General features: G+C 70.1%; 26 protein-coding genes. 16 read left to right on the top strand and 10 right to left on the bottom strand.

The window, feature by feature from the left end; genetic code table 11:
* Nucleotides 1-56: 56 nt before the first annotated feature.
* The 5 genes from KME78_RS23410 to KME78_RS23390 are packed head-to-tail and all read left to right on the top strand — an operon-like array spanning nucleotide 57 to nucleotide 5,746.
* Nucleotides 57-1,664: an ABC transporter ATP-binding protein gene (locus KME78_RS23410; protein WP_219531288.1), complete on the top strand. Its 1,608-nt coding sequence runs from the start codon at nucleotides 57-59 to the stop codon at nucleotides 1,662-1,664.
* On the top strand, nucleotides 1,664-2,803 hold the full coding sequence (locus tag KME78_RS23405) for an ABC transporter permease (RefSeq protein ID WP_219531287.1): 1,140 nt from the start codon (nucleotides 1,664-1,666) through the stop codon (nucleotides 2,801-2,803). Before KME78_RS23410 ends, KME78_RS23405 begins: the two co-directional genes overlap by 1 nt.
* On the top strand, nucleotides 2,800-4,080 hold the full coding sequence (locus KME78_RS23400) for an ABC transporter permease (RefSeq protein WP_219531286.1): 1,281 nt from the start codon (nucleotides 2,800-2,802) through the stop codon (nucleotides 4,078-4,080). Before KME78_RS23405 ends, KME78_RS23400 begins: the two co-directional genes overlap by 4 nt.
* Nucleotides 4,077-4,472, top strand: a complete 396-nt coding sequence (locus tag KME78_RS23395) for a cytidine deaminase (protein WP_219531285.1) — start codon at nucleotides 4,077-4,079, stop codon at nucleotides 4,470-4,472. Before KME78_RS23400 ends, KME78_RS23395 begins: the two co-directional genes overlap by 4 nt.
* Nucleotides 4,472-5,746, top strand: coding sequence for a thymidine phosphorylase (locus KME78_RS23390; RefSeq protein ID WP_219531284.1), 1,275 nt, complete (start codon nucleotides 4,472-4,474; stop codon nucleotides 5,744-5,746). Before KME78_RS23395 ends, KME78_RS23390 begins: the two co-directional genes overlap by 1 nt.
* Here KME78_RS23390 and KME78_RS23385 read toward each other — a convergent pair.
* Complete coding sequence (locus KME78_RS23385) at nucleotides 5,736-6,128, bottom strand: MarR family winged helix-turn-helix transcriptional regulator (protein ID WP_219531283.1); 393 nt, start codon at nucleotides 6,126-6,128, stop codon at nucleotides 5,736-5,738. The two genes, KME78_RS23390 and KME78_RS23385, sit on opposite strands and share 11 nt — an antisense overlap.
* Nucleotides 6,129-6,263: 135 nt before the next feature.
* Between KME78_RS23385 and KME78_RS23380 the strand changes: the two genes are divergently transcribed.
* The 3 genes from KME78_RS23380 to KME78_RS23370 all read left to right on the top strand — a co-directional run bounded on the left by KME78_RS23380 (nucleotide 6,264) and on the right by KME78_RS23370 (nucleotide 8,715).
* Nucleotides 6,264-7,622, top strand: a complete 1,359-nt coding sequence (locus tag KME78_RS23380; protein ID WP_308127099.1) for an MFS transporter — start codon at nucleotides 6,264-6,266, stop codon at nucleotides 7,620-7,622.
* 81 nt (nucleotides 7,623-7,703) lie between these two features.
* Nucleotides 7,704-8,360, top strand: a complete 657-nt coding sequence (locus tag KME78_RS23375; protein ID WP_219531281.1) for an AMIN-like domain-containing (lipo)protein — start codon at nucleotides 7,704-7,706, stop codon at nucleotides 8,358-8,360.
* Nucleotides 8,361-8,364: 4 nt separating this feature from the next.
* Entirely contained in the window at nucleotides 8,365-8,715 is a 351-nt protein-coding gene (locus KME78_RS23370) for a cupin domain-containing protein (protein WP_219531280.1), read from the top strand.
* A gap of 166 nt (nucleotides 8,716-8,881) precedes the next feature.
* On the opposite strand, the gene KME78_RS23365 is transcribed toward KME78_RS23370, so the two are convergent.
* Nucleotides 8,882-9,277, bottom strand: a complete 396-nt coding sequence (locus KME78_RS23365) for an NUDIX hydrolase (RefSeq protein WP_219531279.1) — start codon at nucleotides 9,275-9,277, stop codon at nucleotides 8,882-8,884.
* A gap of 64 nt (nucleotides 9,278-9,341) precedes the next feature.
* Between KME78_RS23365 and KME78_RS23360 the strand changes: the two genes are divergently transcribed.
* From KME78_RS23360 to KME78_RS23345, 4 genes are all read left to right on the top strand, one after another.
* Entirely contained in the window at nucleotides 9,342-10,415 is a 1,074-nt protein-coding gene (locus KME78_RS23360; protein WP_219531278.1) for an adenosine deaminase, read from the top strand.
* Nucleotides 10,412-11,020, top strand: coding sequence for a PH domain-containing protein (locus KME78_RS23355; protein WP_219531277.1), 609 nt, complete (start codon nucleotides 10,412-10,414; stop codon nucleotides 11,018-11,020). Before KME78_RS23360 ends, KME78_RS23355 begins: the two co-directional genes overlap by 4 nt.
* 68 nt (nucleotides 11,021-11,088) lie before the next feature.
* Nucleotides 11,089-11,907 (top strand): MerR family transcriptional regulator, encoded by an 819-nt coding sequence (locus KME78_RS23350; protein ID WP_219531276.1) that lies wholly within the window; start codon nucleotides 11,089-11,091, stop codon nucleotides 11,905-11,907.
* Between the two features lie 53 nt (nucleotides 11,908-11,960).
* A complete protein-coding gene (locus KME78_RS23345; protein WP_219531275.1) occupies nucleotides 11,961-12,446 on the top strand; it encodes a GyrI-like domain-containing protein in 486 nt (161 codons plus the stop codon).
* 17 nt (nucleotides 12,447-12,463) lie between these two features.
* Here KME78_RS23345 and KME78_RS23340 read toward each other — a convergent pair whose 3' ends face one another.
* The 4 genes from KME78_RS23340 to KME78_RS67265 all read right to left on the bottom strand — a co-directional run bounded on the left by KME78_RS23340 (nucleotide 12,464) and on the right by KME78_RS67265 (nucleotide 17,391).
* Nucleotides 12,464-14,098 (bottom strand): phospho-sugar mutase, encoded by a 1,635-nt coding sequence (locus tag KME78_RS23340; RefSeq protein ID WP_219531274.1) that lies wholly within the window; start codon nucleotides 14,096-14,098, stop codon nucleotides 12,464-12,466.
* 206 nt (nucleotides 14,099-14,304) lie between these two features.
* Nucleotides 14,305-15,108 (bottom strand): purine-nucleoside phosphorylase, encoded by an 804-nt coding sequence (locus KME78_RS23335; RefSeq protein WP_219531273.1) that lies wholly within the window; start codon nucleotides 15,106-15,108, stop codon nucleotides 14,305-14,307.
* A gap of 1 nt (nucleotide 15,109) precedes the next feature.
* Complete coding sequence (locus KME78_RS23330; RefSeq protein ID WP_219531272.1) at nucleotides 15,110-16,414, bottom strand: M20/M25/M40 family metallo-hydrolase; 1,305 nt, start codon at nucleotides 16,412-16,414, stop codon at nucleotides 15,110-15,112.
* Nucleotides 16,411-17,391, bottom strand: coding sequence for an Lrp/AsnC family transcriptional regulator (locus KME78_RS67265; RefSeq protein WP_219531271.1), 981 nt, complete (start codon nucleotides 17,389-17,391; stop codon nucleotides 16,411-16,413). The genes KME78_RS23330 and KME78_RS67265 overlap by 4 nt, the downstream gene beginning before the upstream one ends.
* 110 nt (nucleotides 17,392-17,501) lie before the next feature.
* Between KME78_RS67265 and KME78_RS23320 the strand changes: the two genes are divergently transcribed.
* Complete coding sequence (locus KME78_RS23320; RefSeq protein WP_308127098.1) at nucleotides 17,502-18,806, top strand: MFS transporter; 1,305 nt, start codon at nucleotides 17,502-17,504, stop codon at nucleotides 18,804-18,806.
* On the opposite strand, the gene KME78_RS23315 is transcribed toward KME78_RS23320, so the two are convergent.
* Nucleotides 18,803-19,255, bottom strand: coding sequence for a gamma-glutamylcyclotransferase family protein (locus KME78_RS23315; RefSeq protein WP_219531270.1), 453 nt, complete (start codon nucleotides 19,253-19,255; stop codon nucleotides 18,803-18,805). The two genes, KME78_RS23320 and KME78_RS23315, sit on opposite strands and share 4 nt — an antisense overlap.
* A gap of 71 nt (nucleotides 19,256-19,326) precedes the next feature.
* Here KME78_RS23315 and KME78_RS23310 point away from each other — a divergent pair, with 71 nt between their 5' ends.
* Nucleotides 19,327-20,721: an NAD(P)H-quinone dehydrogenase gene (locus KME78_RS23310; RefSeq protein ID WP_219531269.1), complete on the top strand. Its 1,395-nt coding sequence runs from the start codon at nucleotides 19,327-19,329 to the stop codon at nucleotides 20,719-20,721.
* 66 nt (nucleotides 20,722-20,787) lie between these two features.
* Here the strand turns inward: KME78_RS23310 and KME78_RS23305 are convergent, their stop codons facing one another.
* The 3 genes from KME78_RS23305 to KME78_RS23295 all read right to left on the bottom strand — a co-directional run bounded on the left by KME78_RS23305 (nucleotide 20,788) and on the right by KME78_RS23295 (nucleotide 24,846).
* The gene (locus KME78_RS23305) at nucleotides 20,788-22,170 is read right to left on the bottom strand and encodes a hypothetical protein (RefSeq protein WP_246651722.1); all 1,383 of its coding nucleotides are present in this window, start codon (nucleotides 22,168-22,170) and stop codon (nucleotides 20,788-20,790) included.
* 127 nt (nucleotides 22,171-22,297) lie between these two features.
* The gene (locus KME78_RS23300) at nucleotides 22,298-24,049 is read right to left on the bottom strand and encodes an acetyl/propionyl/methylcrotonyl-CoA carboxylase subunit alpha (protein WP_219531268.1); all 1,752 of its coding nucleotides are present in this window, start codon (nucleotides 24,047-24,049) and stop codon (nucleotides 22,298-22,300) included.
* A 77-nt stretch (nucleotides 24,050-24,126) separates the two neighbouring features.
* Entirely contained in the window at nucleotides 24,127-24,846 is a 720-nt protein-coding gene (locus KME78_RS23295) for an SDR family oxidoreductase (RefSeq protein ID WP_219531267.1), read from the bottom strand.
* A gap of 122 nt (nucleotides 24,847-24,968) precedes the next feature.
* On the opposite strand from KME78_RS23295, the gene KME78_RS23290 reads away from it, so the two are divergent.
* Together KME78_RS23290 and KME78_RS23285 are read left to right on the top strand one after the other, a co-directional pair.
* Nucleotides 24,969-25,241 (top strand): WXG100 family type VII secretion target, encoded by a 273-nt coding sequence (locus KME78_RS23290; RefSeq protein WP_219531266.1) that lies wholly within the window; start codon nucleotides 24,969-24,971, stop codon nucleotides 25,239-25,241.
* A gap of 73 nt (nucleotides 25,242-25,314) precedes the next feature.
* Nucleotides 25,315-26,502: a S8 family serine peptidase gene (locus tag KME78_RS23285; RefSeq protein ID WP_219531265.1), complete on the top strand. Its 1,188-nt coding sequence runs from the start codon at nucleotides 25,315-25,317 to the stop codon at nucleotides 26,500-26,502.
* Nucleotides 26,503-26,508: the final 6 nt, after the last annotated feature.

Genomic DNA, 26,508 nt, shown 5'->3' with positions numbered 1-26,508 from the left:
CACACAAATGTCCCTCACACACATGAGCGGAGCGATTGAGGAGCGGTGAGCGACCAGTGAACGCCGACACCCTCGCCGCGGTGCAACCCGCCGTCGAGCTGGAGGGCATCACCAAACGCTTCCCCGGTGTCGTCGCCAACCACGACATCCGCATCACCGTCGACCCCGGCACGGTGCACGCGATCGTCGGGGAGAACGGCGCGGGCAAGTCCACCCTGATGAAGATCCTGTACGGCATGCAGAAGCCGGACGAGGGCACCATCAAGGTGAACGGCGAGGAAGTGGCCTTCCGGACCCCGAGTGACGCCATCGCCTCGGGCATCGGCATGGTGCACCAGCACTTCATGCTGGCCGACAACTTCACCGTGCTGGAGAACATCGTCCTCGGCGCCGAGCCGAAGAGGGCCGGCATGCTGGACGCCGCCGGGGCCCGCGCGCGCATCATCGAGCTGGCCGCCCGCCATGGCCTGCGGGTGGATCCCGACCGGCTGGTGGAGGATCTCGGTGTCGGCGACCGGCAGCGGGTGGAGATCCTCAAGGTCCTCTATCGCGGCGCGCGCATCCTGATCCTCGACGAGCCGACCGCGGTGCTCGTACCCCAGGAGGTCGACGAGCTCTTCGGCAACCTGCGCGAGCTCAAGGCCGACGGGCTGACCGTCATCTTCATCTCGCACAAGCTCGACGAGGTGCTCAGCATCGCCGACGCGATCACCGTGATCCGGCGCGGCACCACGGTCGCCAGCGTCGACCCCGGCCAGGTCACCGCGCGGCAGCTGGCCGAGCTCATGGTCGGCAGCGAGCTGCCCACGCCGGAGACGCGCGAGTCCACGGTGACCGAGGACGTGGCGCTGACGGTGTCGGGCCTGACCATGGAGGCCGAAGGCTTCCGCCCGGTGCCCAAGGGCACGTCGGTCGCCCTCTATGTCGAGAAGCTCCGTGAGAAGGGCCGGCGGCTGCTCCTCGACGACGTGTCGTTCGAGATCCGCAAGGGTGAGATCCTCGGCATCGCCGGGGTCGAGGGCAACGGCCAGTCCGAGCTGATCGAGGCCATCATGGGCATGTTGCCCGTGCACGGCGACATCACGCTCGACGGCGCCGACATCAGCACCTGGTCTACCCTCAAACGCCGCGAGTCGGGCATCGGCTACATCCCGGAAGATCGCCACCGCCAGGGTCTGCTGCTGGAGGCGTCACTCTGGGAGAACCGGGTGCTCGGCCACCAGACCAGGCCGCCCGCGCGCTCGGGCATCTGGATCAACCGGCGGGCGTCCAGGGCCGACACCGAACGCATCGTCAAGGACTATGACGTCCGCACGCCGAGCGTCGACACGCTGGCGCTGGCCCTGTCGGGCGGCAACCAGCAGAAGCTGATCGTCGGGCGGGAGATGAGCGGCGAGCCCAAGTTCCTCATCGCCGCCCACCCCACGCGCGGCGTCGACGTGGGCGCGCAGGCGGCGATCTGGGACCACCTGCGTCACGCCAGGGCCGCGGGCTTGGCCGTACTCCTGATCTCGGCCGACCTCGACGAGCTCATCGGGCTGTCCGACACGCTGCAGGTGATCTACCGCGGCCGGCTCGTCGCCCGCCTCGACCCGTCCGACGTCACACCCGAACGGCTGGGCGGCTACATGACCGGCGCCATCACCAGTACTGAGGAGACGTGATGCCCGCCGGGCTCTACCGGGCGCTGCTGACGGTCGCCGGCGCGATCGCGGCCATCATCCTGGCGATCGTGATCTCCAGCGTGGCGATCATCGCGGCGGGGGCCAGCCCCGAGGCCGCGTTCGCCGCCTTCTTCGACTTCGGCGAGACCGAGCGGGCGGTGGTCAACGGCATCGTGACCATGCTCAACCGGGCCGTGCCGCTGTTCATCGCGGGCCTGGCGGTGGCCGTCGGCTTCCGGATGAACCTCTTCAACATCGGCGTGGAGGGCCAGTACCGGATCGCGGCCGTCTGCGCCGCGTACGTCGGCTCCACGTTCGTGGCGCCCGCCTGGATCCAGATCCCCGTGATCATCGTGGTGGCGATGGCCGTGGGCGGCCTGTACGCGCTGATCCCCGCCGTGATGAAGGTGACCCGGGGGGTGAACGAGGTCATCGCCACGATCATGCTGAACTACATCGCGATCAACCTGGCCGCCTTCCTCGTCCGCGGCCCCTTCACCGGGGAGCGGGCCAAGGGCGTGCTGACCACCACGACGCCCACGCTGCCCCAGTCGGCCTGGTTCCCCAACCTCAACATCGTGTTCGAGATGTTCGGGCTGCCCGCCCCTCGCGGCGGCGGGCTCTGGGGCTTCCTGCTGGTGGCCGTCGTGCTCGGCATCGTGCTCTGGGTCGTGCTGGAGCGGACCCGGTTCGGCTTCGACGTCAAGGCCAGCGGCCTCAACGCCTCGGCCGCGCTGGCCTCCGGCGTCAACCCGAAGAAGATGGTCATCTCCGCAATGGTGCTCTCCGGCGCGATCGCCGGGCTGATCGGCATGCCGGAGATCCTGGGTGACAAGCACTCCTATGGCTCCAACTTCACCCCGGGCCTGGGCTTCCTGGGCATCGCCGTGGCGCTGCTCGGCCGGAACAAGCCCGGTGGCATCGCGGTCGCGGCACTGCTGTTCGGCTTCCTGGACCGGGCGCAGGGGCCGCTGCAGTTCGCCAACGTGCCGCCCTCGGTCATCATGATCATGCAGGGCACGATCGTGCTGCTGGTGGTCATCGCCAACGAGATCACCAGCAGGGTCGCGCTGCGGCGCGAGGAACGGCGGGCCGCTCAGCAGCTCGGCAGGAACACTCCCGTTGAGGTGGCAGCATGAGCAAGTTCAGCCGTTACCACCTGGCGCTCATCGGCATGGCCGTGCTCATCCTGCTGATGTCGGTGGTGCGCGTCGTGTCCGGGCAGGACGACATCACCTCGTCCGGCACGTTCAACGCCGCGCTGCTGCTGTCGGTGCCGATCGGCCTGGCCGGACTCGGCGGCCTCTGGGCCGAACGGTCGGGCGTGGTCAACATCGGCCTCGAAGGCATGATGGTGCTCGGCACCTGGTTCGCCGGCTGGGCCGGATACCAGTGGGGCTTCATGGCCGCGCTGGTCGCCGGTCTGATCGCGGGCGCGCTCGGCGGCCTCATCCACGCGGTGGCGACCGTGACGTTCGGCGTCGACCACATCATCAGCGGCGTGGCCATCAACCTGCTCGGCCCCGGCATCACCCGCTTCCTGTCGGAGGTCCTCTACAAGGAGGGCACCGCCGCGGCCGCGGCGGGCGCGGGCATCACCACCTCGCCGGCCATGTCGTCGGAGGCGCCCGAGATCAGCCTGCCGCTGTTCTCGGCCGGTCCCGACTGGCTCGGCAGCCTGGAGCGCACCCACTGGTTCCTGGTCTCCGACCTCGCGGGCATCCTGCGCGGGCTCACGCACGACGTGAACGTCCTGGTGATCCTCGCCGTGCTGCTGCTCCCGCTGACGTTCTTCGTGCTCTGGCGGACGGCCTTCGGCCTGCGGCTGCGCTCGTCGGGCGAGAACCCGTGGGCGGCCGAGTCGCTGGGCGTGAACGTCTACCTCATCAAGTACGTGGCCGTCGTCATCTCCGGCGCGTTCGCCGGGCTCGGCGGCGTGTTCCTGGTCTTCGTCTCCACCAAGTACGTCGAGGGCCAGACGGCGGGCCGCGGGTTCATCGGCCTGGCCGCCATGATCTTCGGCAACTGGCGGCCCGGCGGGCTGGCCGCGGGCGCCGCGCTGTTCGGATACGCCGACGGCCTGCAACTGCGCAGCTCCGGGGCCGTCACGTCGTTCTTCCTGTTCGGTGCCATACTGCTGCTCATCTACATCGCCGCCAAGGTGCGCGCGATGGTGTCGTCCGGCCAGCCCGCGGAGATGGTGGCCAGGGGCACCCGGGAGTACAACCTGATCGCGGCAGCCGCCGGGGGCATGATCGTGCTGATCTGGCTGTGGCTGACCGTCGACAAGCTGCCGAACGAGTTCGTCTTCATCACACCACACGTGCTCACGCTGCTCGTGCTCCTGGTGGCTTCGCAGCGACTGCGGATGCCCAAGGCCGACGGCGTGCGCTATCGCCGGGGGGAACAGCATTGAACATCGACTGGGACGGCCTGCGCACGGAGGCCGTCGAGGCCATGCACAACGCGTACGCGCCCTATTCAAAGTTCCCGGTCGGCGCGGCGGCGGTCGTGGACGACGGCCGCGTCATCACCGGCTGCAACGTGGAGAACGCCTCCTACGGCCTGGGCCTGTGCGCCGAGTGCGGGCTGGTCTCGGCGTTGCACTCGTCGGGCGGCGGCCGGCTGGTGGCCTTCACCTGCGTGGACGGCCACGGTGAGCTGCTGATGCCGTGCGGGCGCTGCCGGCAGCTGCTGTTCGAGTTCGGCGGCGAGGAACTGCTGGTCGAGACCGTGGACGGGCCGAAGCGGATGGCCGAGATCCTGCCCTACGCGTTCGGTCCCGACGACCTGTCCAGGTCCGCCTGATGGACGCCATCGAGGTCATCGTCGCCAAGCGCGACGGTGGCGAGCTGACGGCCGCCCAGATCGACTGGGTGATCGACGCCTACACCCGCGGCGAGGTCGCCGACGAGCAGATGTCCGCGCTGGCCATGGCGATTCTGCTGAACGGCATGAACCGGCGCGAGATCGCCGGCTGGACGCAGGCGATGATCCGCTCGGGCGAGCGGATGGACTGGTCCGCGCTCGACCGGCCCACCGCCGACAAGCACTCCACCGGCGGCGTCGGCGACAAGATCACGCTGCCGCTCGCCCCGCTGGTGGCCGCGTGCGGCGCCTACGTCCCGCAGCTGTCGGGCCGCGGCCTCGGCCACACCGGCGGCACGCTCGACAAGCTGGAGTCCATTCCCGGCTGGCGGGCCTCGCTGTCCAACGACGAGATGCTCTCGGTGCTGCGGTCGGCGGGCGCGGTCGTGTGCGCCGCCGGCTCGGGCCTGGCTCCGGCCGACAAGAAGCTGTACGCGCTGCGCGACGTCACGGGCACGGTCGAGTCGATCCCGCTCATCGCCTCGTCGATCATGTCGAAGAAGATCGCCGAGGGCACCGGGTCGCTGGTGCTCGACGTCAAGGTGGGCTCCGGAGCGTTCATGAAGACGCCGGAGCGGGCCCGCGAGCTGGCCGAGACCATGGTCGCGCTGGGCACCGACGCGGGCGTGCGCACGGTCGCGCTGCTCACCGCGATGGACCGCCCGCTGGGCCGCGCTGTGGGCAACGCCCTGGAGGTCCAGGAGTCGGTCGAGGTCCTGGCGGGCGGCGGCCCGTCGGACGTCGTGGAGCTCACCGTACGGCTGGCGCGCGAGATGCTGGAGGCGGCCGGGATCTCCGGCCCGGACCCGGCGAAGGCGCTGGCGGACGGCTCGGCCATGGACGCCTGGCGCCGGATGATCACCGCCCAGGGCGGCGATCCGGACGCGGTGCTGCCCAAGGCGGCGGAGACGATGGTGGTCGAGGCGCCTGCCTCGGGGGTCCTGTCGCGGCTGGACGCCTATGCCGTCGGTCTGGCGGCCTGGCGGTTGGGGGCGGGCCGGGCTCGTAAGGAGGATCCGGTGTCGTTCGGCGCGGGGATCATGGTGCATGCCAAGCCGGGGGACCTCGTTCGTGCGGGGCAGCCCTTGATGACGCTGCACGCGGACGAGACGGCGCGCTTCGAACGGGCCTTGGAGGCGTTGCGGGGTGGCTACGAGGTCGGGCCGGCGAGCACCGAGGTGCTGCCCCTGGTGATGGACCGGATCACGGCCTAGCCGCGAGGGCGGGGGCGTCGGCGAACACGTCGGCGAGCACGGCGCGCTGCGTCGGGAGAGCCTCCCGGTGGCGCTCTCTGCCCGCGTCGGTGATGCAGACGAAGACGCCACGGCGGTCCTGGGCGCACACGCCGCGCGAGACCAGCTGAGACTTCTCCAGCCGCGCCACGACCCTGGACAGCGCGCTCTGGCTCAGATGGACCTCGTCGCAGAGCTCCTGGATCCGGAGCTCCCTGTCGTGATGGACGATCCGGTCCAGCACCTCGAACTCGCTCGGCCCCAGGCCGTGCTTGTCACCCAGCTCGCGTTCCAGCGAGCACATCGCCTTGGCGTGCTTGGCCAGGACGTAGTGCCAGGTCCCGACCACGAACTCCTCGTCCATGACGCGGAGGTTACCACCTCGCTAAATCTTATGCAACGGAATTAAATGCGTTTGCATTAGATGCGGATGCATGTAGTGTACTGACCCATGTCCTCTTCTTCATCCCGTTGGGGCGCGCTCGTCGTGCTCTGTGCAGTGATCTTCCTTGATGCCCTTGATGTGTCGATGGTCGGTGTGGCGCTGCCCGCGATCCAGCACGACCTGGGCCTTTCTACCTCTTCTCTGCAGTGGGTTGTCAGCGGCTACGTGCTCGGTTATGGCGGTCTTCTGCTGCTGGGTGGCAGGACCGCCGACTTGCTCGGGCGACGCAGGGTGTTCCTGGTCGCGCTGGGCGTCTTCGCCATCGCGTCGTTGCTCGGTGGGCTGGTGGACGACGGCACTCTGCTGATCGTGGCCAGGTTCGTGAAGGGGGTGGGCGCCGCCTTCACCGCGCCGGCCGCGCTTTCGATCATCACGACCACGTTTCCCGAGGGCCCTGAGCGCAACAAGGCGCTCAGTATCTTCACCGCGTGTGGCGCCAGTGGCTACTCGCTCGGGCTGGTGCTGTCCGGCCTGCTGACCGAGATCGGCTGGCGGTGGACGCTGCTGATGCCGGTACCGGTCGCGATCATCGCGCTGGTCGCCGCGCTCAAGGTGCTGCCGCGTGGCGAGGAGGAGCGGGCCGAAGGCGGCCACGACCTGATCGGCGCCGTGCTGATCACCGCCTCGATGCTGCTGCTCGTCTTCACCGTCGTCCAGGCGCCCGAGGCCGGCTGGGCCTCGGTGCGGACGATCGGCTCGCTGGTCGCCGTCGCCGCGCTGCTCGGCCTGTTCGTCTTCGCCGAGCTCCGGATGAAGCACCCGCTGGTGCGGCTCGGCATCCTGCGCTCGGGCTCGCTCGTCCGTGCGAACCTGGGGCTGCTCATCCTGATGGGCTCCTACGTGGCCTTCCAGTTCGTGGCCATGCAGTACTTCCAGAACCTGCTCGGCTGGTCGGCACTGGGCACCGCGCTGGCGTTCCTGCCCGCCGGACTGCTCGTCGCGATCACCTCGACCAAGATGGGCGACTTCGCCGACAGGTTCGGCACCACCAAGCTGTCCACCATCGGCGCGGCCGCGCTGGCCGGTGGCTACGCGATGTTCCTGGGCATCGACGAGCGGCCCAGCCTGGGCGGTCTGGTCATTCCCGGCATGCTGCTGCTGGGGATCGCGTTCGCGCTGTCGTTCGCGCCGCTGAACATCCAGGCCACGAACGGCGTGAACGACGACGAGCAGGGGCTGGCCTCCGGGCTGCTCAACACCTCCGGACAGGTGGGCGGCGCGATCGTGCTCGCCGTGGTCTCGGCGGTGCTCTCCTCAAGTGGTACCACCCTGTCGATCGACACGCTGCGGTCGGCGATCGTGGTGTCGCTGGTGCTGGCGCTGGTGGGGGTGGCGATCTCGGCCACCGGACTGCGGGCGCGGAAGCCGGCGGTGGCCGAGCAGGAGGACGGGAAGGTCTTGGAGACGGTCTGACCGATTCGTTGTCCGGCCCCGCGCGGTGGTCCACCGCGCGGGGCCTGCTTGTGGGCCCCTGTACTGGGGAATCACTCTGGTATGCGCCCGTCATCCGCGCCCGGGCATTCGTCTGGGCTCCGACCAGCCCACGCCGCCGCTCTCGTCGCCGTCGCCTGTCTCGCCGTACTGACCGCGTGCGGTTCGACCCCATCGGGCGGCACCACCGCGAGTGCGATACCCAAGGCCGCCGCCACTCCATCGACGACGGTCAGTAGTGCGCCTACGCCGAGCTACGTCAAGCAGCAGCAGTCGTCGTCATCGTCGACGTCGACGAGCAAGGTCGAGGTGGACGTAGATCACGGCGGCGGCGACCCCGCGATCGTGCTGGGCGTCCGATACGCCGCTCATGACACCTACGACCGCGTGGTGATCGACCTCAAAGGCGCCATGCCCGGCTACAACGCCCAATGGGTGGCGAAGCTGCTCCAGGACGGCTCGGGCAAGAATTTCCACGTCCCCGGCGGCGCGTACCTCCAGATCCTGCTCAACCCCGCCGAGGCCCACGACGCCAAGGGCGCGCCCACCTGGAAAGGCGGCCCCGTCTTCCCGGCCAAGCTCGGCAACATCACGCATGTGGTCAAGACCGGCGACTTCGAGGGCTACGTCGGCGTCGGCCTCGTGCTCGACCACCAGGCGGCGTTCGACCTGAAAGAGCAGACCGGCCCTGACCGGCTCGTCATCGACGTGGCACACTGACCTGGTGGTAAGAAAGATCGAGGCGGCGACCCGCATCCCGGTGCCCGGCGGCAAGCTCATCGACGAGCACGTGGGGCGGGTGAACAGCGGCGACGAGGCGGTCTCCATCGCCCACATGGTCGCCCCGCCCGGCTGGGACGAGCCCGCCCAAACGCCGTCGTTCACGGAGTACACCGTCGTACTGCGCGGCACGCTCCTGGTCGAACACGCGAACGGCACCGTCGAGGTGACTGCCGGGCAGTCCGTGGTGACGGAGCCGGGTGAGAAGATCCGCTACAGCACGGGTCCTGACGGCGCCGAATACATCGCCGTCTGCCTGCCCGCCTTCTCCCCGGACGCCGCGAACCGCATCTGAATACTTTTTCTTTTACGGCACCGCCGCCCCACCGCCAAACGCCGCACGTGGTTGAGGGCCTCCAGGGAGACGGCCTCTGACCCGCACGGGGCCGGGCGCCGTTACGGCGTGTTCTTGGCCGGTTTCCTGGGACGTCAGCCGGCCGTCTCACGCATCACGCTTGCTCTCAGGTGAGCCGGCCCGTCTGGTGCAGGTGGTCGAAGATGATCTGGTCGACGGGGGATACGCGGTCCCGGTCGGCGTAGGTCAGCCAGGTGAGCTCCTCGATTTCGCTGCTCGGGGTGGGTGTTCCTCGGTAGTCGGCGGTGTAGCAGGTCATCTGGACGGTGACGCCGTTGGCGTGGCCGTGTGCCTGGGCCTGGAAGGTGCCGAAGTGGGTCGCGCTGGCCGGGATGATGGCGACGGCGAGTTCTTCGTCGATCTCTCGGATGAGGGTGTCGAGATCGGTTTCGCCCGGCTCGCGTTTGCCGCCGGGGATGTAGTAGGCGTCCTTGCCCCGTGATCGGGTGCTGAGGATCTTGCCGTCTTGGAGGTGGACCCAGGCGATCTTGTCGATGGTCATTCGATGAGTATGCCGCCGTGTCGGAGCGAAAAGTTCGTGGGCCGGAGGCGCATATCATGGGCGGATGAGGCCCACGCTTGACGAGATCCGACGGGCGCCCAAGGTGCTGCTGCATGACCATCTTGACGGCGGCCTGCGGGCCGAGAGCATCGTCGAGCTGGCTCGCGACAGCGGCTATGGCGAGTTGCCCACCACCGACGCAGGCAACCTCCGGGAGTGGTTCGAGGCGGCGGCCGACTCGGGCTCGCTCGAACGCTACCTGGAGACGTTCCAGCACACCGTCGGCGTCATGCAGACGCGCGAGGCGCTGATCCGCGTCGCCGCCGAGTGCGCCGAGGATCTCGCCGATGATGGGGTCGTCTACGCCGAGGTGCGGTTCGCGCCCGAGCAGCACACCACCACGGGGCTCAGCCTCGATCAGGTGGTCGAGGCGGTGCTGGAGGGGTTCAGGCAGGGGTCCGCGGGGCGCGAGATCAAGGTCGGCACGCTGCTGACCGCGATGCGGCACCAGGCGCGGTCGATGGAGATCGCCGAGCTGGCCGTGCGCTATCGGGATGTCGGCGTGGTGGGGTTCGACATCGCCGGTGCCGAGGCGGGCTACCCGCCCACCAGGCACCTCGACGCGTTCGAATACCTGCAGCGGGAGAACGCGCACTTCACGATTCACGCCGGTGAGGCGTTCGGGCTGCCGTCCATCTGGCAGGCCATCCAGTGGTGCGGCGCCGACCGGCTCGGGCACGGGGTGCGGATCATCGACGACATCTCGGTGTCCGGCGACGGCTCGGCCAAGCTGGGCCGCCTGGCCGCGTACGTCCGTGACAAGCGCATCCCCCTGGAGATGTGCCCCACCTCCAACCTGCAGACCGGGGCCGCCGACTCCATCGCCGAGCACCCGATCGGGCTGCTGCGCGGCCTGCACTTCAGGGTGACGGTCAACACCGACAACCGGCTGATGAGCCGCACCAGCCTGTCGCACGAGTTCGACAAGCTGGTGGAGGCGTTCGGCTATGGCTGGGACGACCTGCAGTGGTTCACGGTCAACGCGATGAAGTCGGCGTTCATCCCGTTCGACGAACGGCTGGCGCTGATCAACGGTGTGATCAAGCCCGGGTTCGCACGGATGAAGTGGCAGCCGTGAAACAGATCTATCGCTCCAAGACCGCCTTCGTGCTCGGGTGGGTGTGGCTGGCGTTCGTCGCCTTCAACGTCTGGGATCTGACCGCCCGCTACAACGGCAAGCCCTCGCTGGTGGCGGGTGCCGTGCTGGGCGCGCTGACCGCCGTGGTCTACCTGGTCGCGCTCCGGCCCGCGACCGTGGTGACCGAGGAGGGGCTGGAGGGGCGCAACCCGCTCCGCTCGACGTTCGTGCCGTGGGCGTCGGTCAACGACGTGGTCGTGGGCCACACCATCAACGTCAGCTACGGCGCCGAGCAGATGCTGCGGCTGTGGACGCCGATGAGCACGGCTCGCGAGCGGGCCAGGGCGCAGCGCCGGGCCGCGCCCAAGCAGCAGCGCGGTCGCTTCAAGACCGAGCCCACGCTGAGCAAGGCGGAGCAGGCCGCGGCGGAGGCGTTCGCCGGTAAGACGCACGCCGACTGGGTGGGGGAGCAGATCACCGAGCGGGCGGAGTCGGCTCGGCGCCGCGACGTGGAGGCCCCGCCCGCCCACGCCAGCTGGGCGATCGACTCGTTCGCGGTGCTCGCCGCAGCGATCGCGCTCGTGGTAGTGGCGGTCGTGATCTAGCCAGAGGTGCGGGGCGCCGCCATGGCGTTGACCCTGACACCGTGTCAGGCCCTACACCTGGAGGAGTCATGTTCAGTATTGGAGACTTCGCCAGGCTCGGGCTCGTGTCCGTGCGCATGCTGCGCCACTACGACGCGATAGGGCTGCTGCGGCCCGCGCACGTCGACCCGGCCACCGGCTACCGCTCGTACCAGGCGGCGCAGCTGTCCAGGCTCAACCGCATCGTCGCGATCAAGGACCTCGGCTTCACGCTGGAGCAGGTCAGGGCGATCCTCGACGACAAGGTGAGCACGGAGGAGCTGCACGGCATGGTCCGGCTGCGCCGCGCGCAACTGGAGGCGCGGATCAGCGCCGACCTGGCCAGGCTGCGCGGCGTCGAGGCGAGGCTCCGAAGCATCGAGACGGAGGGGCACATGAAGACGGACGAGGTCGTGCTCAAGCAGGTCGCCGCGGTCAGGGTCGCCGAGCTCAGCGCGAAGGCCGCCAGCTACGAGGCTGAGGACATCGGCCCGGTCATCCAGCCGCTGTACCGCGAGCTCTGCGAACGGCTGGAGGCGGCACAGGTGACCACACCGGGCCCCGGCATCGCGTACTACATCCCCGAGGACGACGGCGCGGTCATCGTGCACGCCGCGTTCCCCGTGACGGTGGGACCAGAGGACCGTCACGATTTCCAGATCGTCGCCCTGCCCGGCATCGAGACGGCGGCGACGATCATCCACCACGGCTCGATGGAGGAGGTCGGCTCGACGTTCCAGGCGCTGGCGCACTGGATCGAGGAGAACGGCTACCGGGCCAGCGGCCTGGGCAGGGAGGTCTATCTGCACTGCCCGGACGACCTGGCCGAATGGGTGACGGAGCTCCAGATCGACGTGGCACCGGTCTAGCCGATGAGTTTCGGGGGCCCGGATCGTCTAGGTAAGTGAAGGAGGGCAGAACTATGCCGCACATCATTGACCATCCCGACCGCCCCTACGTGGGGATCCGCAGGACCATCAGCATGACCACCTTCGGTCTGGTGGCCGACCGCATCGGCGAGCTGATCGGCTGGCTGGCCGAGCGGGGCGTGGCACCCGCCGGGGCGCCGTTCCTCAGATACCTCGCCATCGACATGCCGGCCGACCGGCTGGAGGTCGAGGCGGGCGTGCCGGTCGCGGCCCCGGTGGCGGGCGAGCATGACATCTTCGCCGCTCACCTGCCGGCCGGCCGCTACGCGACGGTACGCCACCACGGCCACCCCGACCAGCTCGTCGGCGTCATCGAGAACCTCCTGCTCTGGGCGGACAAGCAGGGCCTCAAGTGGGACATGACGCGCGACGGCGACACCGAGCACTGGGGCTGCCGCCTGGAGCTCTACCAGACGGACCCGCGCGTCGAGCCCGACCCCGGCAACTGGGACACCGACCTGGAGTTCCGCCTGGCCTGACGATGCCGGGGTGGTGCCTAGAGGCCGAGTGCGGCGCCGACGTCGGCTTTCAGGGCGTCGAGCTCTCGTACGGCCAGCGCCCGGGCATCACCCACCGGCCCGGTCACCGGCACGACCACCTCCAGGTAGCACTTGAGCTTGGGCTCGGTCCCCGAAGGCCGGACCACCACCCGGGCGTCGCCGGACAGCGTGTAGCGCAGCCCGTCGGTAGGCGGCAGCCCGCCGTCACCCAGGCGCAGATCGTCGGCCCGCTCGACCGCGCGCCCGCCGAGCGCGGCCGGGGGGTCGGCGCGCAGCCGGGCCATGGCGCCGGCGATGAGCGACAGGTCGTCGACCCGGACGGACAGCTGCGCGGTCGCGTGCAGCCCGTAACGCCTGGCCTGGTCGTCGAGCAGGTCGAGCAGGGTCCGACCGGCGCGCTTGGCCGCCGCGGCGATGCCGGCCACGGTCAGGGCGGCGCCGATGCCGTCCTTGTCGTGGACCGGCAGCCCGGCGTCGGAGCCGACGCTGTAGCCGATCGCTTCCTCGTACCCGAAGACCAGCCCGGGGCCCGCTTTGATGATCCACTTGAAGCCGGTCAGCGTCTCGCCGTAGCGGACACCGTGGGCGGCGGCGATCTTGCTGAGCAGCGTCGAGGAGACGATCGTGGTGGCCACCATGCGATCGCCGGACGTGTGCGTGATCACGTGCTCGGCCAGCAGGCCGCCCACCTCGTCACCGGTCAGCATGCGCCAGGAGCCGTCGCCCAGCGGCACGGCCACGGCGCAGCGGTCGGCGTCGGGGTCGTTGGCCAGCACCACATCGGCGTTGATCTTGACGGCCAGCGCCACGGCCAGGTCGATCGCGCCCGGCTCCTCCGGGTTGGGGAACGCCACCGTCGGGAACTCGGGGTCGGGATTGCGCTGCTCCTCGACGGCCATCGGGCTCTCGAACCCGGCGGCCAGGAACGCGCCGGTCAGCGTGGCCGATCCGACGCCGTGCAGCGGCGTGTAGGCGACCCGCAGCTCGCGCGCGTCGCCGAGCGGCAGCGCGGTCACCGCGTCGATGTAGTCGTCGATGATGCTCTCGCCCAGCTCGGTGAGCGTGCCGGGTCCGTCGAGCGGCAACTCGTCGACGCGGCCCACCGCCTCGATGGCGGCGGAGATCTCGGCGTCGATCGGCGGCACGATCTGGGAGCCGTCGCCCCAGTAGACCTTGTAGCCGTTGTCGCGCGGCGGGTTGTGGCTGGCGGTGACCGTCACCCCGGCGTCGGCGCCGAGGTGGCGGACGGCGAAGGCCAGCACGGGGGTCGGCAGCGGGCAGGGGAGCAGCGAGGCGTGCAGCCCGGCACCGGTCAGCACGGCCGCGGTGTCGCGGGCGAACAGGTCGGACTTGTGGCGGGCGTCATAGCCGATGACGACGTGCCTGCCGGGGCCGAGCACCTTGGCCAGACCCGCCGCGGCCCGCATGACGGTCACCCGGTTCATCCGGTTGGGGCCGGTGCCCAGCTCGCCGCGCAGGCCGGCCGTACCGAACTCGAGCCGGGCGCCGAAGCGGTCACGCAGCGCCTCGTCATCGCCGGATTCGAGCAGGGCCGACAGCTCGGCCCTGGTCTCGGGATCGGGATCCTGGGCCAGCCAGAGACGGGCCTCGCGGGCCAGGTCGGCGCTCACTGCCGGCCTCGCGGGTCGGGCTGGTCAGGGGAGTCCCAGCCGGGCTGGCCCGGGAAGGCCCAGCCGGGCTGGTCAGAGGCGGCCCAGCCGGGTCGGTCAGGGGAGGGTCGGTCAGGGGAGGCGGCGGGGGTCGGATCAGTGGTCACGGTCGGGCCTCACGAGTCAGGTCGGCGAGATCACGCGGGACGGGGGAGCCGGGTCGCCGGTCAGAGCCGGTCCACGATCTTGGACAGCAGCGTGCCCATGCGGGCCGCCGTCTCGCGGCCGACCTGCAGGACCTCTTCGTGGTTGAGCGGCTCGTCCGCCAGCCCCGCCCCCGGGTTGGTGACCAGGGAGACGCCCAGCACGTCGAGACCGGCCTCACGGGCCGCGATGGCCTCAAGGACGGTGGACATGCCGATCAGGTCGCCGCCCAGCGTGCGCAGCATGCGGATCTCGGCGGGCGTCTCGTAGGTCGGGCCGCGGAAGGCCACGTAGACGCCCTCGGAGATGGTCGGGTCGACCTCGTGGACGAGCGCCCGCAGCCGCCGCGAGTAGACCTCGGTGAGGTCGATGAACGTGGTGCCGGTGATCGGGTTGGCACCGGTCATGTTGATGTGGTCGCTGATCAGCACCGGGTCGCCGACCTGCTGCGTCTCGGGGCGCAGACCGCCCGCCGCGTTGGTCAGCACGATCGTGCCGACGCCCGCGGCGGCCGCGGTGCGTACGCCGTGGACGACGGAGTCGACCCCGCGGCCCTCGTAGAGATGGCTGCGGCCGAGGAAGACGAGCGCGTGCCGTCCGCCGGGGGTGCGGATGACCCGGATCTTGCCGCCGTGCCCGGCCACGGCCGGAGCCGAGAAGCCGGGCAGGTCGGTGAAGGGGATCTCCGTGACCGTCTCGCCGATCGCGTCGGCGGCCGGCACCCAGCCGGACCCCATGACGAGGGCCACGTCGAAGGTGTCGAGGCCGGACGCGCTCCTCAGCGCGTCGGCAGCCGCTCTGGCCAGGGTGTACGGGTCGTTGCTCACGTCAGTAGTTTAGGAGGAGCCTGTCGAGCACCCGTACCCCGAACTGAAGGGCGTCCACCGGCACCCGCTCGTCCACGCCGTGGAACATCGACGCGAAGTCCATGTCCCCGGGCAGCCGCAGCGGCACGAACCCGAACCCGCGCACGCCCAGATCGGCGAAGAACGTCTTGTTGTCGGTGCCGCCGGACATGCAGTAGGGCACGGCCCGCGCGGCCGGGTCCTCGGCCTTCAGCGCCGCGATCATCGACTCGACCAGGGCGCCGTCGAACGTGGTCTCCAGCGCGATGTCGTGGTGCACGAACTCACGGCGTACGCCCGGCCCGATCAGCGAGTCGATGGTCTTGAAGAACTCGTCCTCGTGGCCGGGCAGGAAGCGGCCGTCGATCACGGCCGTGGCCTGGCCGGGGATGACGTTCGACTTGTAGCCGGCGTTGAGCTGGGTCGGGTTGGCGGTGTGGTTCAGGGTGGCGCCGACGAAGCGGACGAGCGGCCCGAGCTTGTCCAGCAGGGGCGCCGGGTCGTCCTCGTCGAAGGGCAGGCCGAACGCGTCCGCGACCTCGGTGAGGAACTGGCGGACCGTCGGGGTGAGGGTGATCGGCCACTCGTGGGCGCCGATCCTGGCCACGGCCTTGGCCACCTCGGTGACCGCGTTGTCGGTGTTGAGCATCGAGCCGTGCCCGGCGGTGCCGTCGGCGATGAGCTTCATCCAGCCGAGGCCCTTCTGCGCGGTCTCGATCAGGTAGAGCCGCAGCGACGGGTCGACCTCCAGGGAGTAGCCGCCCACCTCGCTGATCGCCTCGGTGACGCCCTCGAACAGCTCGGGGTGGTGCTTGGTGAGGTGCTTGGCGCCGTACGTGCCGCCCGCCTCCTCGTCGGCGAGCCAGGCGAAGACCAGGTCGCGGCGCGGCTTGCGCCCCTCGCGGGTGAGCTGCCGGAGTACGGCCAGCATCATCGCGTCCATGTCCTTCATGTCCACCGCGCCCCGGCCCCAGATGTAGCCGTCACGCACCTCGCCGGCGAACGGGTCGACGGACCAGTCGGCCGCGTTGGCGGGCACCACGTCCAGGTGGCCGTGGACCAGGAGCGCGGGCAGCGACGGGTCGGCGCCTTCGACGCGAGTGATGACGTTGCCCCGGCCCGGCTCGCTCTCGATGTAGGTGGCCTCGATGCCGACCTCGTCCAGCCTGGCCATGACGGCCTCGGCGGCGGCCCGCTCGCCGGGGCCGCTGCCGTCCCCGTAGTTGCTGCTGTCGACGCGGATCAGTTCGGCGCAGAGGTCGGCGACTTCGTTCTCAGCGGGCGTCATGGGGTCCTCTCCAGGGTGAGCAGGCCGGACTTGCGGAGGTGACCGCGCTTGTAGGCGCGGGTGATCAGGGTGACGTCCAAGTCGGTGACCTCGTCGAGGGGGCCGACGACACCGGTCAGGAAACGGTAGAGGTCGGCCTCATGGGCCACCGCGACCTGGACGATCAGAGAATGCGTGCCCGAGGTGGCCGCGCAGTAACGCACGCTGGGGTGCGCCGCTAGTGTCTGGCCGACCCGGTCGAGGCCGTACGGGCGGACCTTGAGCCAGAGCTTGCCCTCCACCTCCAGGCCGAGCAGCGCGGGCTCGACCTCGGCCCGCAGCAGCAGCACCCGCCGTTCGAGCAGCGAGGACACCCGTCGGCGCGCGGTGGGCACGGAGATGTCCAGCCGCTCGGCGATCGCGGTGAAGGCGATCCTGCCGTCACCGGCCAGCAGCTCGGCGATCTCCTGCTCCAGAGGTGACAGACCGTCCTGATCGGGAAGGGGATCATGGAGCATGGCCGGGCGGAGCTGGGCCGCCTCCTGCTCGCTGAGGTAGGGCGCGTGCCATTCGGCCACGGTCCTGAACGTGTGGAGCACGACCTGCGTCTGTGTCTGCAGCACCCCGTCGATCTCGCTGATCTCCGCGGTGAGGATGTCGTGCAGCTCCTCACGCGTCCGGGCGACCAGCTCGCAGGCGAGGTCGGCGGCTCCGGTCAGCGAGTAGACCGAGCGCGTGTCGGGCCGGTCGGCCAGCGCCTTGGCGACCTGCGCCGCCGCACCGGGACGGACCTGGACGTGCAGGTGCACGGGTCGCCCGTGGCCCGAACGCAGGTCGTCATAGATCGCGGTGACGCGCACCATGCCATCGGCCATCAGCCGCTGCAACCGGCGCGCGACCGTGCGCTCGTGCTCGTCGACGGCCCTGGCGATCTCGCCCCACGCCGCGCGGGGGCTGATCTGGAGGGCGGCGACCAGGCGCCGGTCGAGAACATCCACAGGGAGCCGTCTCTATGTCGGGTTTGTAAATATGTGGCGAGGCATTTGACTGTTTCGGTCGCCCGAATGCACAGTAAGCCATCATCGCAGTTGTCAGCAAAGGAGCCCCCGTGGCTACTTCCCCCGTGGCCTCATCCCCAGTCGGCATTCCCAAGAGCCGTGTCCGCCAGCTCATGGCGGCCAGCATCGGCAACGTCGTCGAGTGGTTCGACTGGTACACATACAGCTTCCTGACCGTCTACTTCGCCGAGCAGATCTTCCCCAAGTCCGGCACGAACAGTCTGGTCCCGGTGCTGAGCGCCTTCGCGGTGTTCGCGGTCGGTTTCTTCATGCGCCCGCTGGGCGGCCTGCTGGTGGGCGCGTTCGCCGACCGGTACGGCCGTAAGGCTGCGATGACGTTCACGATCATTCTGATGGGCGGCGGCTCGCTGCTGCTGGCGATCACGCCGACGTACGAGGCGGCGGGCGTGCTCGCGCCGATCATCCTGACGCTGGCGCGGCTCATCCAGGGACTCTCGGTCGGCGGCGAGTTCGCCGCGGCCACCACGTTCCTGGTCGAGTCGGCACCTCCCGGGCGCCGCGGGTTGTTCTCGAGCTTCCAGTACGTCAGCACCACCATCGGCCAGCTTCTCGCCTCCGGCCTGGCCGCGCTGCTGGCCGCCACCCTCGTCGAAGCCGACATGAACTCCTACGGCTGGCGCATCCCGTTCGTCGTCGGCGCGGTCATCAGCCTCGTGGGCCTGTGGATCCGCAAGGGCGCCGAGGAGACCAGCGCGGTGGTCAGCGAGATCCAGGAGGGCAAGGCGGAGCGTCCTGGCCTGTTCGAGTTCCTGGTCCGTTACCCGACCAAGGCCGCGTTGATCGTCGGTATCACCGTGGCGGGCACGGTCGCCTACTACACCTGGACGACCTTCCTGCCGACCTACGCCCAGCAGAACGTGAGCTTCGACAAGGGCGAGTCGCTCACGGTCAGCACGATCTCGCTGGTCTTCTTCATGTTCCTGCAGCCGCTGCTCGGCATGCTCTCGGACCGGATCGGGCGCCGGCCCATGCTGATCACCTTCGGCCTGGCGTTCACGATCCTGCCGGTGCCGCTGCTCGGCATGCTGACGAACTCCTTCTCCAGCCTGCTGTTCATCCAGTGCCTCGGCATGATCTTCCTCGGCTGCTTCACCTCGGTCTCGGCCGCGGTCAACTCCGAGCTCTTCCCGACCCGGGTGCGGGCGGCGGGGGCGGGCTTCCCGTACTCGCTGACCGTCGCGATCTTCGGCGGCACCGCGCCGCTCATCGGCACGGCGCTGAAGGACGCGGGCAACTCGGGACTCTTCCCGTGGTATATGTCGGCGCTCGCCCTGGTCTCCACGCTGGTCTATGTCTTCGCGCTGAAGGAGACCAAGGACCAGCCGCTGAGCTAGTCGCCGATCGACCTGCAGGGGCGTCCCCGCAGCTCCTTGACGTAGTCGTCGGGGGCGCCCGCGCGCTCGGCGGCGTCGGCCAGGATGCCCAGGTAGCGGGCGGAAGGCAGGCCGCCCTCGTAGCCGTCGAGCACGTAGAACCAGGCCACCTGCTCGCCGTCGAGGGTCTGCACCCGCAGCCGCACCTTGTGGTAAAGACCGCGGACGGCGCCCTCCCACTGGTCCAGCGAGTTGGCGTCCGACTCGGGCACGTCGTAGAGGACGACGAACACGTGCTCGTCGGGGTCTTCGACGATGGTGGAGAGCGAGCCCTCCCAGCCGATGTCGTCGCCGCCGAACGTCAGGCGCCAACCCTGCAGCCAGCCCACACCCCGGATCGGGGAATGAGGGGCGCGCATGGCCATCTGCTCGGGGTCCATGTTGCTGCCGTAGGCCGCGTATACAGGCACAGCAGATAAGAGTAGCGGGCGAGAGGCCGCCCCGTTCGTCGTCAGCGCGCGCCATGCGGGAGAATGGGCACGTGACGAGGATCGTGATCATCGGTGGCGGACCAGGCGGCTACGAGGCGGCCCTGGTGGCAGCGCAGCTAGGCGCGCAGGTCACCATGGTCGAACAGGACGGACCAGGCGGCGCGTGCGTGCTGACCGACTGCGTGCCGTCCAAGACCCTCATCGCCACCTCCGTACGTAAGCAGGCCCTGCTCGACGCGCCCTCGCTGGGCGTCGGTTTCACCGGCGGGCTCGACGGCGACGTCGGCGTGGCGAGCGTCGACCTGCCGCTGGTCAACAAACGGGTCAAGGAGCTGGCACAGGCCCAGTCGGCCGACATCGAGACCCGGGTGGCCGCCGAGGGCGTCGAGATCATCAAGGCCCGCGGGCGGCTGGCCGACCCGCAGCTGGTCAAGGCGGGCGACCGGGCGATCAAGGCCGACGTGGTCATCGTGGCGACCGGCGCGACGCCGCGCATCCTGCCGGGGGCCGAGCCCGACGGCGAACGCGTGCTCACCTGGCGCCAGCTCTACGACCTCGACGCGCTGCCCGAGCATCTGATCGTGGTCGGCTCCGGGGTGACGGGCGCCGAGTTCGCGGGCGCCTACCGTTCGCTGGGCGCCGAGGTCACGCTGGTCTCCAGCCGGGACCGGATGATGCCCAACGAGGACGCCGACGGCGCCGAGGTCCTCGAAGAGGTCTACCGGCGCCGCGGCATGAACGTCATGGGCCGCTCGCGCGCCGCCTCCGTCAAGCGGACCGCCGACGGCGTCGTGGTCACGCTCGAAGACGGCCGTACGGCCGAGGGCTCCCACGCGCTGATGACGGTCGGCATGGTGCCCAACACGGGCGGCATCGGCCTGGAGGAGGCCGGGGTCCAGCTCGACAGAAACGGCTTCATCAAGGTCGACAAGGTCTCGCGCACCTCCGCGCCGGGCGTCTACGCGGCGGGCGACTGCACCGGCGTGCTCATGCTCGCCTCGGTCGCCGCCATGCAGGGCCGCATCGGGGTCTGGCACGCGCTGGGTGAGGCCGTTCAGCCGTTGCGCCTGGCCACGGTGGCCTCCAACATCTTCACCGACCCGGAGATCGCCGCGGTCGGCGTCGCGCAGCGCTCGATCGAGGCCGGCGAGATCGAGGCCAACGTGGTCAAGCTGCCGCTGGCCACCAATGCCCGGGCGAAGATGCAGGGGTTCAACGACGGCTTCGTCAAGCTGTTCTGCCGTCCGCACACCGGGATCGTGCTGGGCGGCGTGGTGGTGGCGCCGAGGGCGTCCGAGCTGATCCTGGCGCTCTCCGTGGCGGTGCAGCAGCGGCTCACGGTGGACCAACTGGCCCACACTTTCGCGGTTTATCCGTCTTTGTCGGGATCCATCACCGAGGCGGCCCGCCGCCTGATGCAGCCCGAGGCGCAGATCGGGATCTGACCCGGCGTCAACAAGAATCGGGCGCGTCCCCCAGAGGGGAACGCGCCCGATCATTCGTTGGACGGGTTACCAGTCGCCGCCGCCGAAGTCACCACCACCGAAGTCGCCGCCGCCGAAGTCACCCCAGCCGCCGCCGTCTCCGCCGCCGAAGTCGCCGCCGCCACCGCTGATGTCGCCGCCGCCACCGTCACCGAAGCCGCCGCCGTAGCCGAAGCCGCCGTAACCGAAGCCGCCGCTGAGCATGCTGCCCATCAGGGTGCCGACGAACATGCCGGTCATGACGTCGCCGAAGCCGCCGTAGTAGCCGTAGGCGTAGGGCTGGTAGGCCGGGCCCGCGTCGTAGTAGGGACGCCGCTGGCCGTCGACCATGACCTCCCGCATCTGCGGGTCGAAGCCGCGCTCCACGGCCTCCGCGTCGGCCGAGCAGGCGGGCACGTCGCGCACCGCGCCACCGGGCGGCGCCCAGCGCACGTCACGCACCGACGGGCCGTGCTGCGGGTTGAAGAAGCAGGGCGCCCGCCGCTCGGGGGCCGGCTGGTTGTTGACCTTGGCCTTCACCACGGCCAGCCAGTAGCGGCCGTCCTCCAGCGTCTGGGTCACCTCGCGGACCTGGTCGGCCCGCTGCACGGTCGCGAGCTGCGTCTTGGCCTTCTCGTAGGAGTCGAGCGCCTGCTGCCACTCGGTGATGTGCTGGCCGCTCTGGCCGGAGAGCGCGACGTCGGCGTCGAGCGTGGTGATCTCCTCACCGAGCTTCGTGACGTCCTCCTCCACGGTCTGCTTGACCGCGGCCAGGTCCTTGGCGTCCTGGATGGCCTGCTTCTTCTTCTTGTTCTTCGAGTAGAGGAAGTAGCCGCCGCCGCCGACCACGACGAGCGCGCCCAGGGCGATCAGCGCGCCGCTGCCGCCACCGCCGCCCACGGCGCCCGAGTCGAGCGCGGACCGCTTGCCGGCGGAAGCGAGGTTGACCCGCTCCACGAAGTCATTCATGCCGGACACGACGTCGTCGTGGTTACGCACCGCCAGCTTGGCCAGCTGGTCGGTGAGGCCGGGCTTGCCGAAATTGGACTCCGCGAACAGGGAGTTGCCGTCGAGCACGGCCACGGTGACCCGGCCCCCGCCCTTGGCGGCCGCGGTGGCCGAGCCCAAGGTGTTGAGGTATTGCTTGGCGTCAGACGACGAGGTCAATGTGCCGTCGGGCAGCGCCGCGACGTAGATGTCACTCTTGGAATCCTGCAACGTGTCGCGGATGTCGGACTGCTGGTCCGAGGTCAGCGACGAGCCCGACTGCACGAAGAGCGGATCCTTCTTGTCCTTCCAATAGGACACAACGCTCGATGCGTCAGGGGGTGCGGCCGCCGCGTTGGCGGCAGGGGACAGCGCAAGTACGACGAAAAGACCGGCGATCAGAGCCGCGATCGCGGCCCCTGCTCGGCGCAGCGAATGGGTCATTGGCAGCAAGCCTCCTTCGCTCAGGATGACGAACGGGCGCTCAACAAAGTTCCTTTGCATATGCACGTTACCCGTATGGAGCCGTCCGAGCGCGGGGCGTGGTCAAGGTTCCTGGAACCTCTGGAGGTCAAGCGTCCTTGATCTCGCAGATCGTGGCCCCTGACGTGACGGTCTGCCCGACCGCGGCGGTCAGGCCGGTGACAGTGCCCGCCTTGTGCGCGGTCAGCGGCTGCTCCATCTTCATGGCCTCGAGCACCACGATCGCGTCGCCCTCGGCCACCGTGTCGCCGTCGGCCACGACGACCTTGACGATGGTGCCCTGCATCGGGCTGACCAGCGTGTCGCCGCCCGCCGCGGGCTTCTTCGCGCCGCCGCGCTTGGGCTTCCTGCCCGCGGGCTGCGCGCCGCCCCTGGAGACGCCGGACGTGCCGAGGCCGGCGGGCAGGACCACTTCGAGGCGCTTGCCGCCGACCTCGACCGTCACCGACTCGCGCGCGGCGGGCTCGTCGGCGGCGCCGTCGCCCGCGTAGGGCGCGATCGTGTTGTCGAACTCGGTCTCGATCCACCGGGTGTGGATGGCGAACGGCTCGGCGGTGAAGGCCGGGTCGGACACGACGGCGCGGTGGAAGGGCAGCACGGTCGGCATGCCGTCGATCTCGAACTCGGCCAGCGCCCGGCGTGAGCGCTCCAGCGCCTCCGTACGCGTACGGCCGGTCACGATCAGCTTGGCCACCAGCGAGTCGAACGTCTGAGGCACGGTCATCCCGGCCTCGAACCCCGAGTCGAGCCGCACACCAGGACCCGACGGCGGGCGCATGACGGTGAGCGTGCCCGGCGCGGGCAGGAAGTTGCGGCCGGCGTCCTCGGCGTTGACGCGGAACTCGAAGGAGTGACCGCGTGGCGCCGGGTCGCCGAAGCCGAGCGACTCGCCGTCGGCGATGCGGAACATCTCGCGTACCAGGTCGATGCCCGACACCTCCTCGGTGATCGGGTGCTCGACCTGCAGCCGGGTGTTGACCTCCAGGAAGGAGATCGTGCCGTCCTGGCCGACGAGGAACTCGCAGGTGCCCGCGCCGACGTAACCGGCCTCGCGGAGTATCGCCTTGGAGCTGGTGTAGAGGGTCTCGACCTGTGACTCGGACAGGAACGGCGCGGGCGCCTCCTCCACCAGCTTCTGATGGCGGCGCTGGAGTGAGCAGTCGCGGGTGCCGACCACGACCACGTTGCCGTCGCGGTCGGCCAGGCACTGGGTCTCGACGTGCCGCGGGCGGTCGAGGTAGCGCTCCACGAAGCACTCGCCGCGGCCGAACGAGGCGATGGCCTCGCGTACGGCCGACTCGTAGAGCTCGGCGACCTCTTCCAGCCGCCGGGCGACCTTGATGCCGCGGCCACCGCCGCCGTACGCGGCCTTGATCGCGATGGGCAGCCCGTGCTCCTCGGCGAAGGCGACCACTTCCTCGGCCCCCGAGACCGGGTCCTTGGTGCCCGCGACCAGCGGCGCGCCGACCTTCTGCGCGATGTGCCTGGCCTGGACCTTGTCGCCGAGCGCGGCGATGGCGGCCGGCGGCGGGCCGATCCAGATCAGGCCCGCGTCGATGACGGCCTGGGCGAAGTCGGCGTTCTCGGCCAGGAACCCGTAACCGGGATGCACGGCGTCGGCGCCGGAGCGCCGGGCGATCTCCAGCAGCTTGCCGATGTCGAGGTAGGTCTCCGCGGGGGACTGGCCGCCCAGCGCGTACGCCTCGTCGGCGATCTTGGCGTGCAGGGAGTCGAGGTCTTGGTCGGCGTAAACGGCCACGCTGCCGATCCCGGCGTCCTTGCACGCCCGTGCGACCCGGACGGCGATTTCGCCCCGGTTGGCGATCAGAACCTTCTGCACCGACCTACGTCCTTTCCTTGGCATCCTTCCGCGCCGGGCACTGAGACGGAGTGTAAGTGTTCGCTGTCGGCCGCCGGTCAGCGACCCAGATAAGCGCCGCCGTTCACATGGATCACCTGCCCCGTCAGGTGCCGCGCGCCCGGAGAGGCCAGGAAGAGCACGCTGTCGGCGACGTCGGACGGGGTGCCGGGGCGGCCGTTGCGGGTGTTCTCGACGCGGGCCCTGATGCCCTCCTCGGTCAGGCGCCCGCGGAAGAACTCGGTGTCGAGCACCAGGCCGGGGGAGACGACGTTGGCGGTGATGCCCCGGGGGCCGAGCTGGGCGGCCAGGTCGGCGGTCCACGCCTCGACGGCCGCCTTGGCCGCGCCGTACGAGCCGGAGCCCGTGCCGCGGGCGGCGATCGAGCCGATCGTGATGATCCGCCCGCCCTTGGCGAGCCGGGGCAGCAGCGCGGTCGTGACGAGCACGGCGGACAGCAGGTTGGCGTTGAGGTTGGCCAGCCAGCCCTCGGCCACGTCCAGCAGGTCGTCGGACTGCCGCCGGTCCAGGTTGGTGTTGCCGCCCGCGTTGTTGACCAGGACGTCGACCCGCTCGGGCAGGCGGCCCGCCGCGTCCTTCACGGCGGCGGGGCCGGCGGCGTCGAACGGCAGGTAGGTGGCGCCGAGCCGGGCCGCGGCCTCCTTCAGCACCTGCTCGCGCCGCCCGGTGATCGTGACGCGGTCGCCCGCGGCCACGAACGCCGCGGCGATCGCGTAGCCGATCCCGGTGCCACCGCCGGTGACCACAACCTCGCGCATGGCCGGAATCTCCTTAGATCCGAATATTCCTCTGGAAGACCATAGCCGCTCGGCATAACAGGAGCGAGGCGTGAGTGACGCGCTTATGTTGAGGGCGCTTTCAGTCGATCCAGGAGGTATGCATGAGCCAGAGCCTGCTCGGTGGCGACCCCGCGGAAATGCAGCAGATGGCCACCCAGTTCAACCAGCAGTCCGAGGCGGTGCGCACCACGATGACCGCGCTGGACCGCGAGGCCGCCAAGGTCGGCACCGCTTGGACGGGCCCGGGAGCCGAGCGCTTCCAAGGGGCCTGGCAGAACTACCGGACGGCCTTCCAGCGCATGACGGAAGAGCTTCAGGAGGCCTCCCGGGTGATCAACACCTACCGGGGCAACATCGAGTCCGCGACCCGCTGAGCCTCGCGGAGAGGCCCCGGTCTGACCACCGGGGCTTCTTTTCGTTCAGGTAGGCAAGCTACGCTCTTCCGCCATGATCGGACGGACCCTGGCGGCGGGCGTGCTCGCCCTGCAGCTCACCTCGGCCCCCGCGCTCGCCGCGGAGCAGGTGCAGGTGCAGGTGCGGGCCGAGAGAAGCGCGCCCGTGGAGTGCAAGCCACGCAAGGGGACGACGCAACTGCCCGGCACCGAGCCGTGGGCGCAGCGAAGGCTCGACATCAAGAACGTGTGGCGCATCACCCGCGGCGCGGGCGTGAAGGTCGCCGTGGTCGACAGCGGCGTCGACTACCAGCACCCGCAGATCCAGATCTCCAAGTTCATCGACATCACCCACACCGGCTACCGCGACTGCGTGGGGCACGGCACCGCCGTCGCGGGCATCATCGCCGGCCGCTACCTCGCCGGCGTCCCCTTCCACGGCGTCGCCCCCGAGGTCCAGCTCATCTCGGTGAAGCAGAGCAACAGCGAGGAGGGCCAGGTCGCCGACCTGGTCAAGGGGATCAAGGAGGCCGTGGACCGCAAGGCGGACGTGATCAACGTCTCGGTGCGGGCCGCCGACCATCCCGACCTGAAGGCGGTCGTCCAGTACGCGCTGTCCAGGGACATCGTGATCGTGGCCGCCGCCGGCAACATCACCAAGGAGGACGGGCCACCCGAGCCCGCCTACCCCGCGGCCTACGACGGCGTGCTCGCCGTGGGCTCGGCCAACAGCGACGGCCGCCGCGCCGACTCCTCCAACACGGCCACGCCGGTCGGCGTGCTCGGGCCGGGCGTGGACATCACCGCCCCGTGGACGGGCAAGAGCTACATGCGCGGCCTGGAGGGCACCAGCTTCGCCGCGCCGTACGTGGCGGGGGTCGCCGCGCTCGTCCGCGCCCGCTTCCCCAAGCTCACCCAGCAGCAGGTCCGGCAGCGCATCACCGCCACGGCCGACGGCTCGGTGGGCACCGGCACCGGAGCCGGGATGGTCAACCCGCTGATGGCCGTCACCGCGTCGCTGTCCTTCGACCCGGCGGGCGCCCCCGTGGTCGCCCCCCCGCCGCCCTCGCCGCTGCCCGCCGACGCGGTGGCCAAGGCGCCGCAGCCGGACGAGCACGCGACGAACGTCGCCCTCCTGGTGACGGTCGGCGCGCTGGGGATCGCGGCCGCCGCGGCGGCCGCGGCGGCGCTCATTCCGCTGGGCCGCCGCCGCGGATGGCGTCCCGGCCGTCCGGCCACTTGATGTCAT

The sequence above is a fragment of the Nonomuraea guangzhouensis genome (assembly GCF_019396345.1).
Taxonomy (GTDB): domain Bacteria; phylum Actinomycetota; class Actinomycetes; order Streptosporangiales; family Streptosporangiaceae; genus Nonomuraea; species Nonomuraea guangzhouensis.
The sequence above is the reverse complement of the archived record's forward strand: the minus strand, read 5'-3'. Positions and strand labels throughout refer to the sequence as shown.

Bases quoted from the DNA above. Each gene is read 5' to 3' on its own strand.
- KME78_RS23405 (WP_219531287.1), top strand. From the start codon at position 1,664: ATGCCCGCCGGGCTCTACCGGGCGCTGCTGACGGTCGCCGGCGCGATC.
- KME78_RS23400 (WP_219531286.1), top strand. From the start codon at position 2,800: ATGAGCAAGTTCAGCCGTTACCACCTGGCGCTCATCGGCATGGCCGTG.
- KME78_RS23390 (WP_219531284.1), top strand. From the start codon at position 4,472: ATGGACGCCATCGAGGTCATCGTCGCCAAGCGCGACGGTGGCGAGCTG.
- KME78_RS23385 (WP_219531283.1), bottom strand. From the start codon at position 6,128: ATGGACGAGGAGTTCGTGGTCGGGACCTGGCACTACGTCCTGGCCAAG.
- KME78_RS23375 (WP_219531281.1), top strand. From the start codon at position 7,704: ATGCGCCCGTCATCCGCGCCCGGGCATTCGTCTGGGCTCCGACCAGCC.
- KME78_RS23365 (WP_219531279.1), bottom strand. From the start codon at position 9,277: ATGACCATCGACAAGATCGCCTGGGTCCACCTCCAAGACGGCAAGATC.
- KME78_RS23360 (WP_219531278.1), top strand. From the start codon at position 9,342: ATGAGGCCCACGCTTGACGAGATCCGACGGGCGCCCAAGGTGCTGCTG.
- KME78_RS23350 (WP_219531276.1), top strand. From the start codon at position 11,089: ATGTTCAGTATTGGAGACTTCGCCAGGCTCGGGCTCGTGTCCGTGCGC.
- KME78_RS23345 (WP_219531275.1), top strand. From the start codon at position 11,961: ATGCCGCACATCATTGACCATCCCGACCGCCCCTACGTGGGGATCCGC.
- KME78_RS23330 (WP_219531272.1), bottom strand. From the start codon at position 16,414: ATGACGCCCGCTGAGAACGAAGTCGCCGACCTCTGCGCCGAACTGATC.
- KME78_RS23305 (WP_246651722.1), bottom strand. From the start codon at position 22,170: ATGACCCATTCGCTGCGCCGAGCAGGGGCCGCGATCGCGGCTCTGATC.
- KME78_RS23295 (WP_219531267.1), bottom strand. From the start codon at position 24,846: ATGCGCGAGGTTGTGGTCACCGGCGGTGGCACCGGGATCGGCTACGCG.
- KME78_RS23290 (WP_219531266.1), top strand. From the start codon at position 24,969: ATGAGCCAGAGCCTGCTCGGTGGCGACCCCGCGGAAATGCAGCAGATG.
- KME78_RS23285 (WP_219531265.1), top strand. From the start codon at position 25,315: ATGATCGGACGGACCCTGGCGGCGGGCGTGCTCGCCCTGCAGCTCACC.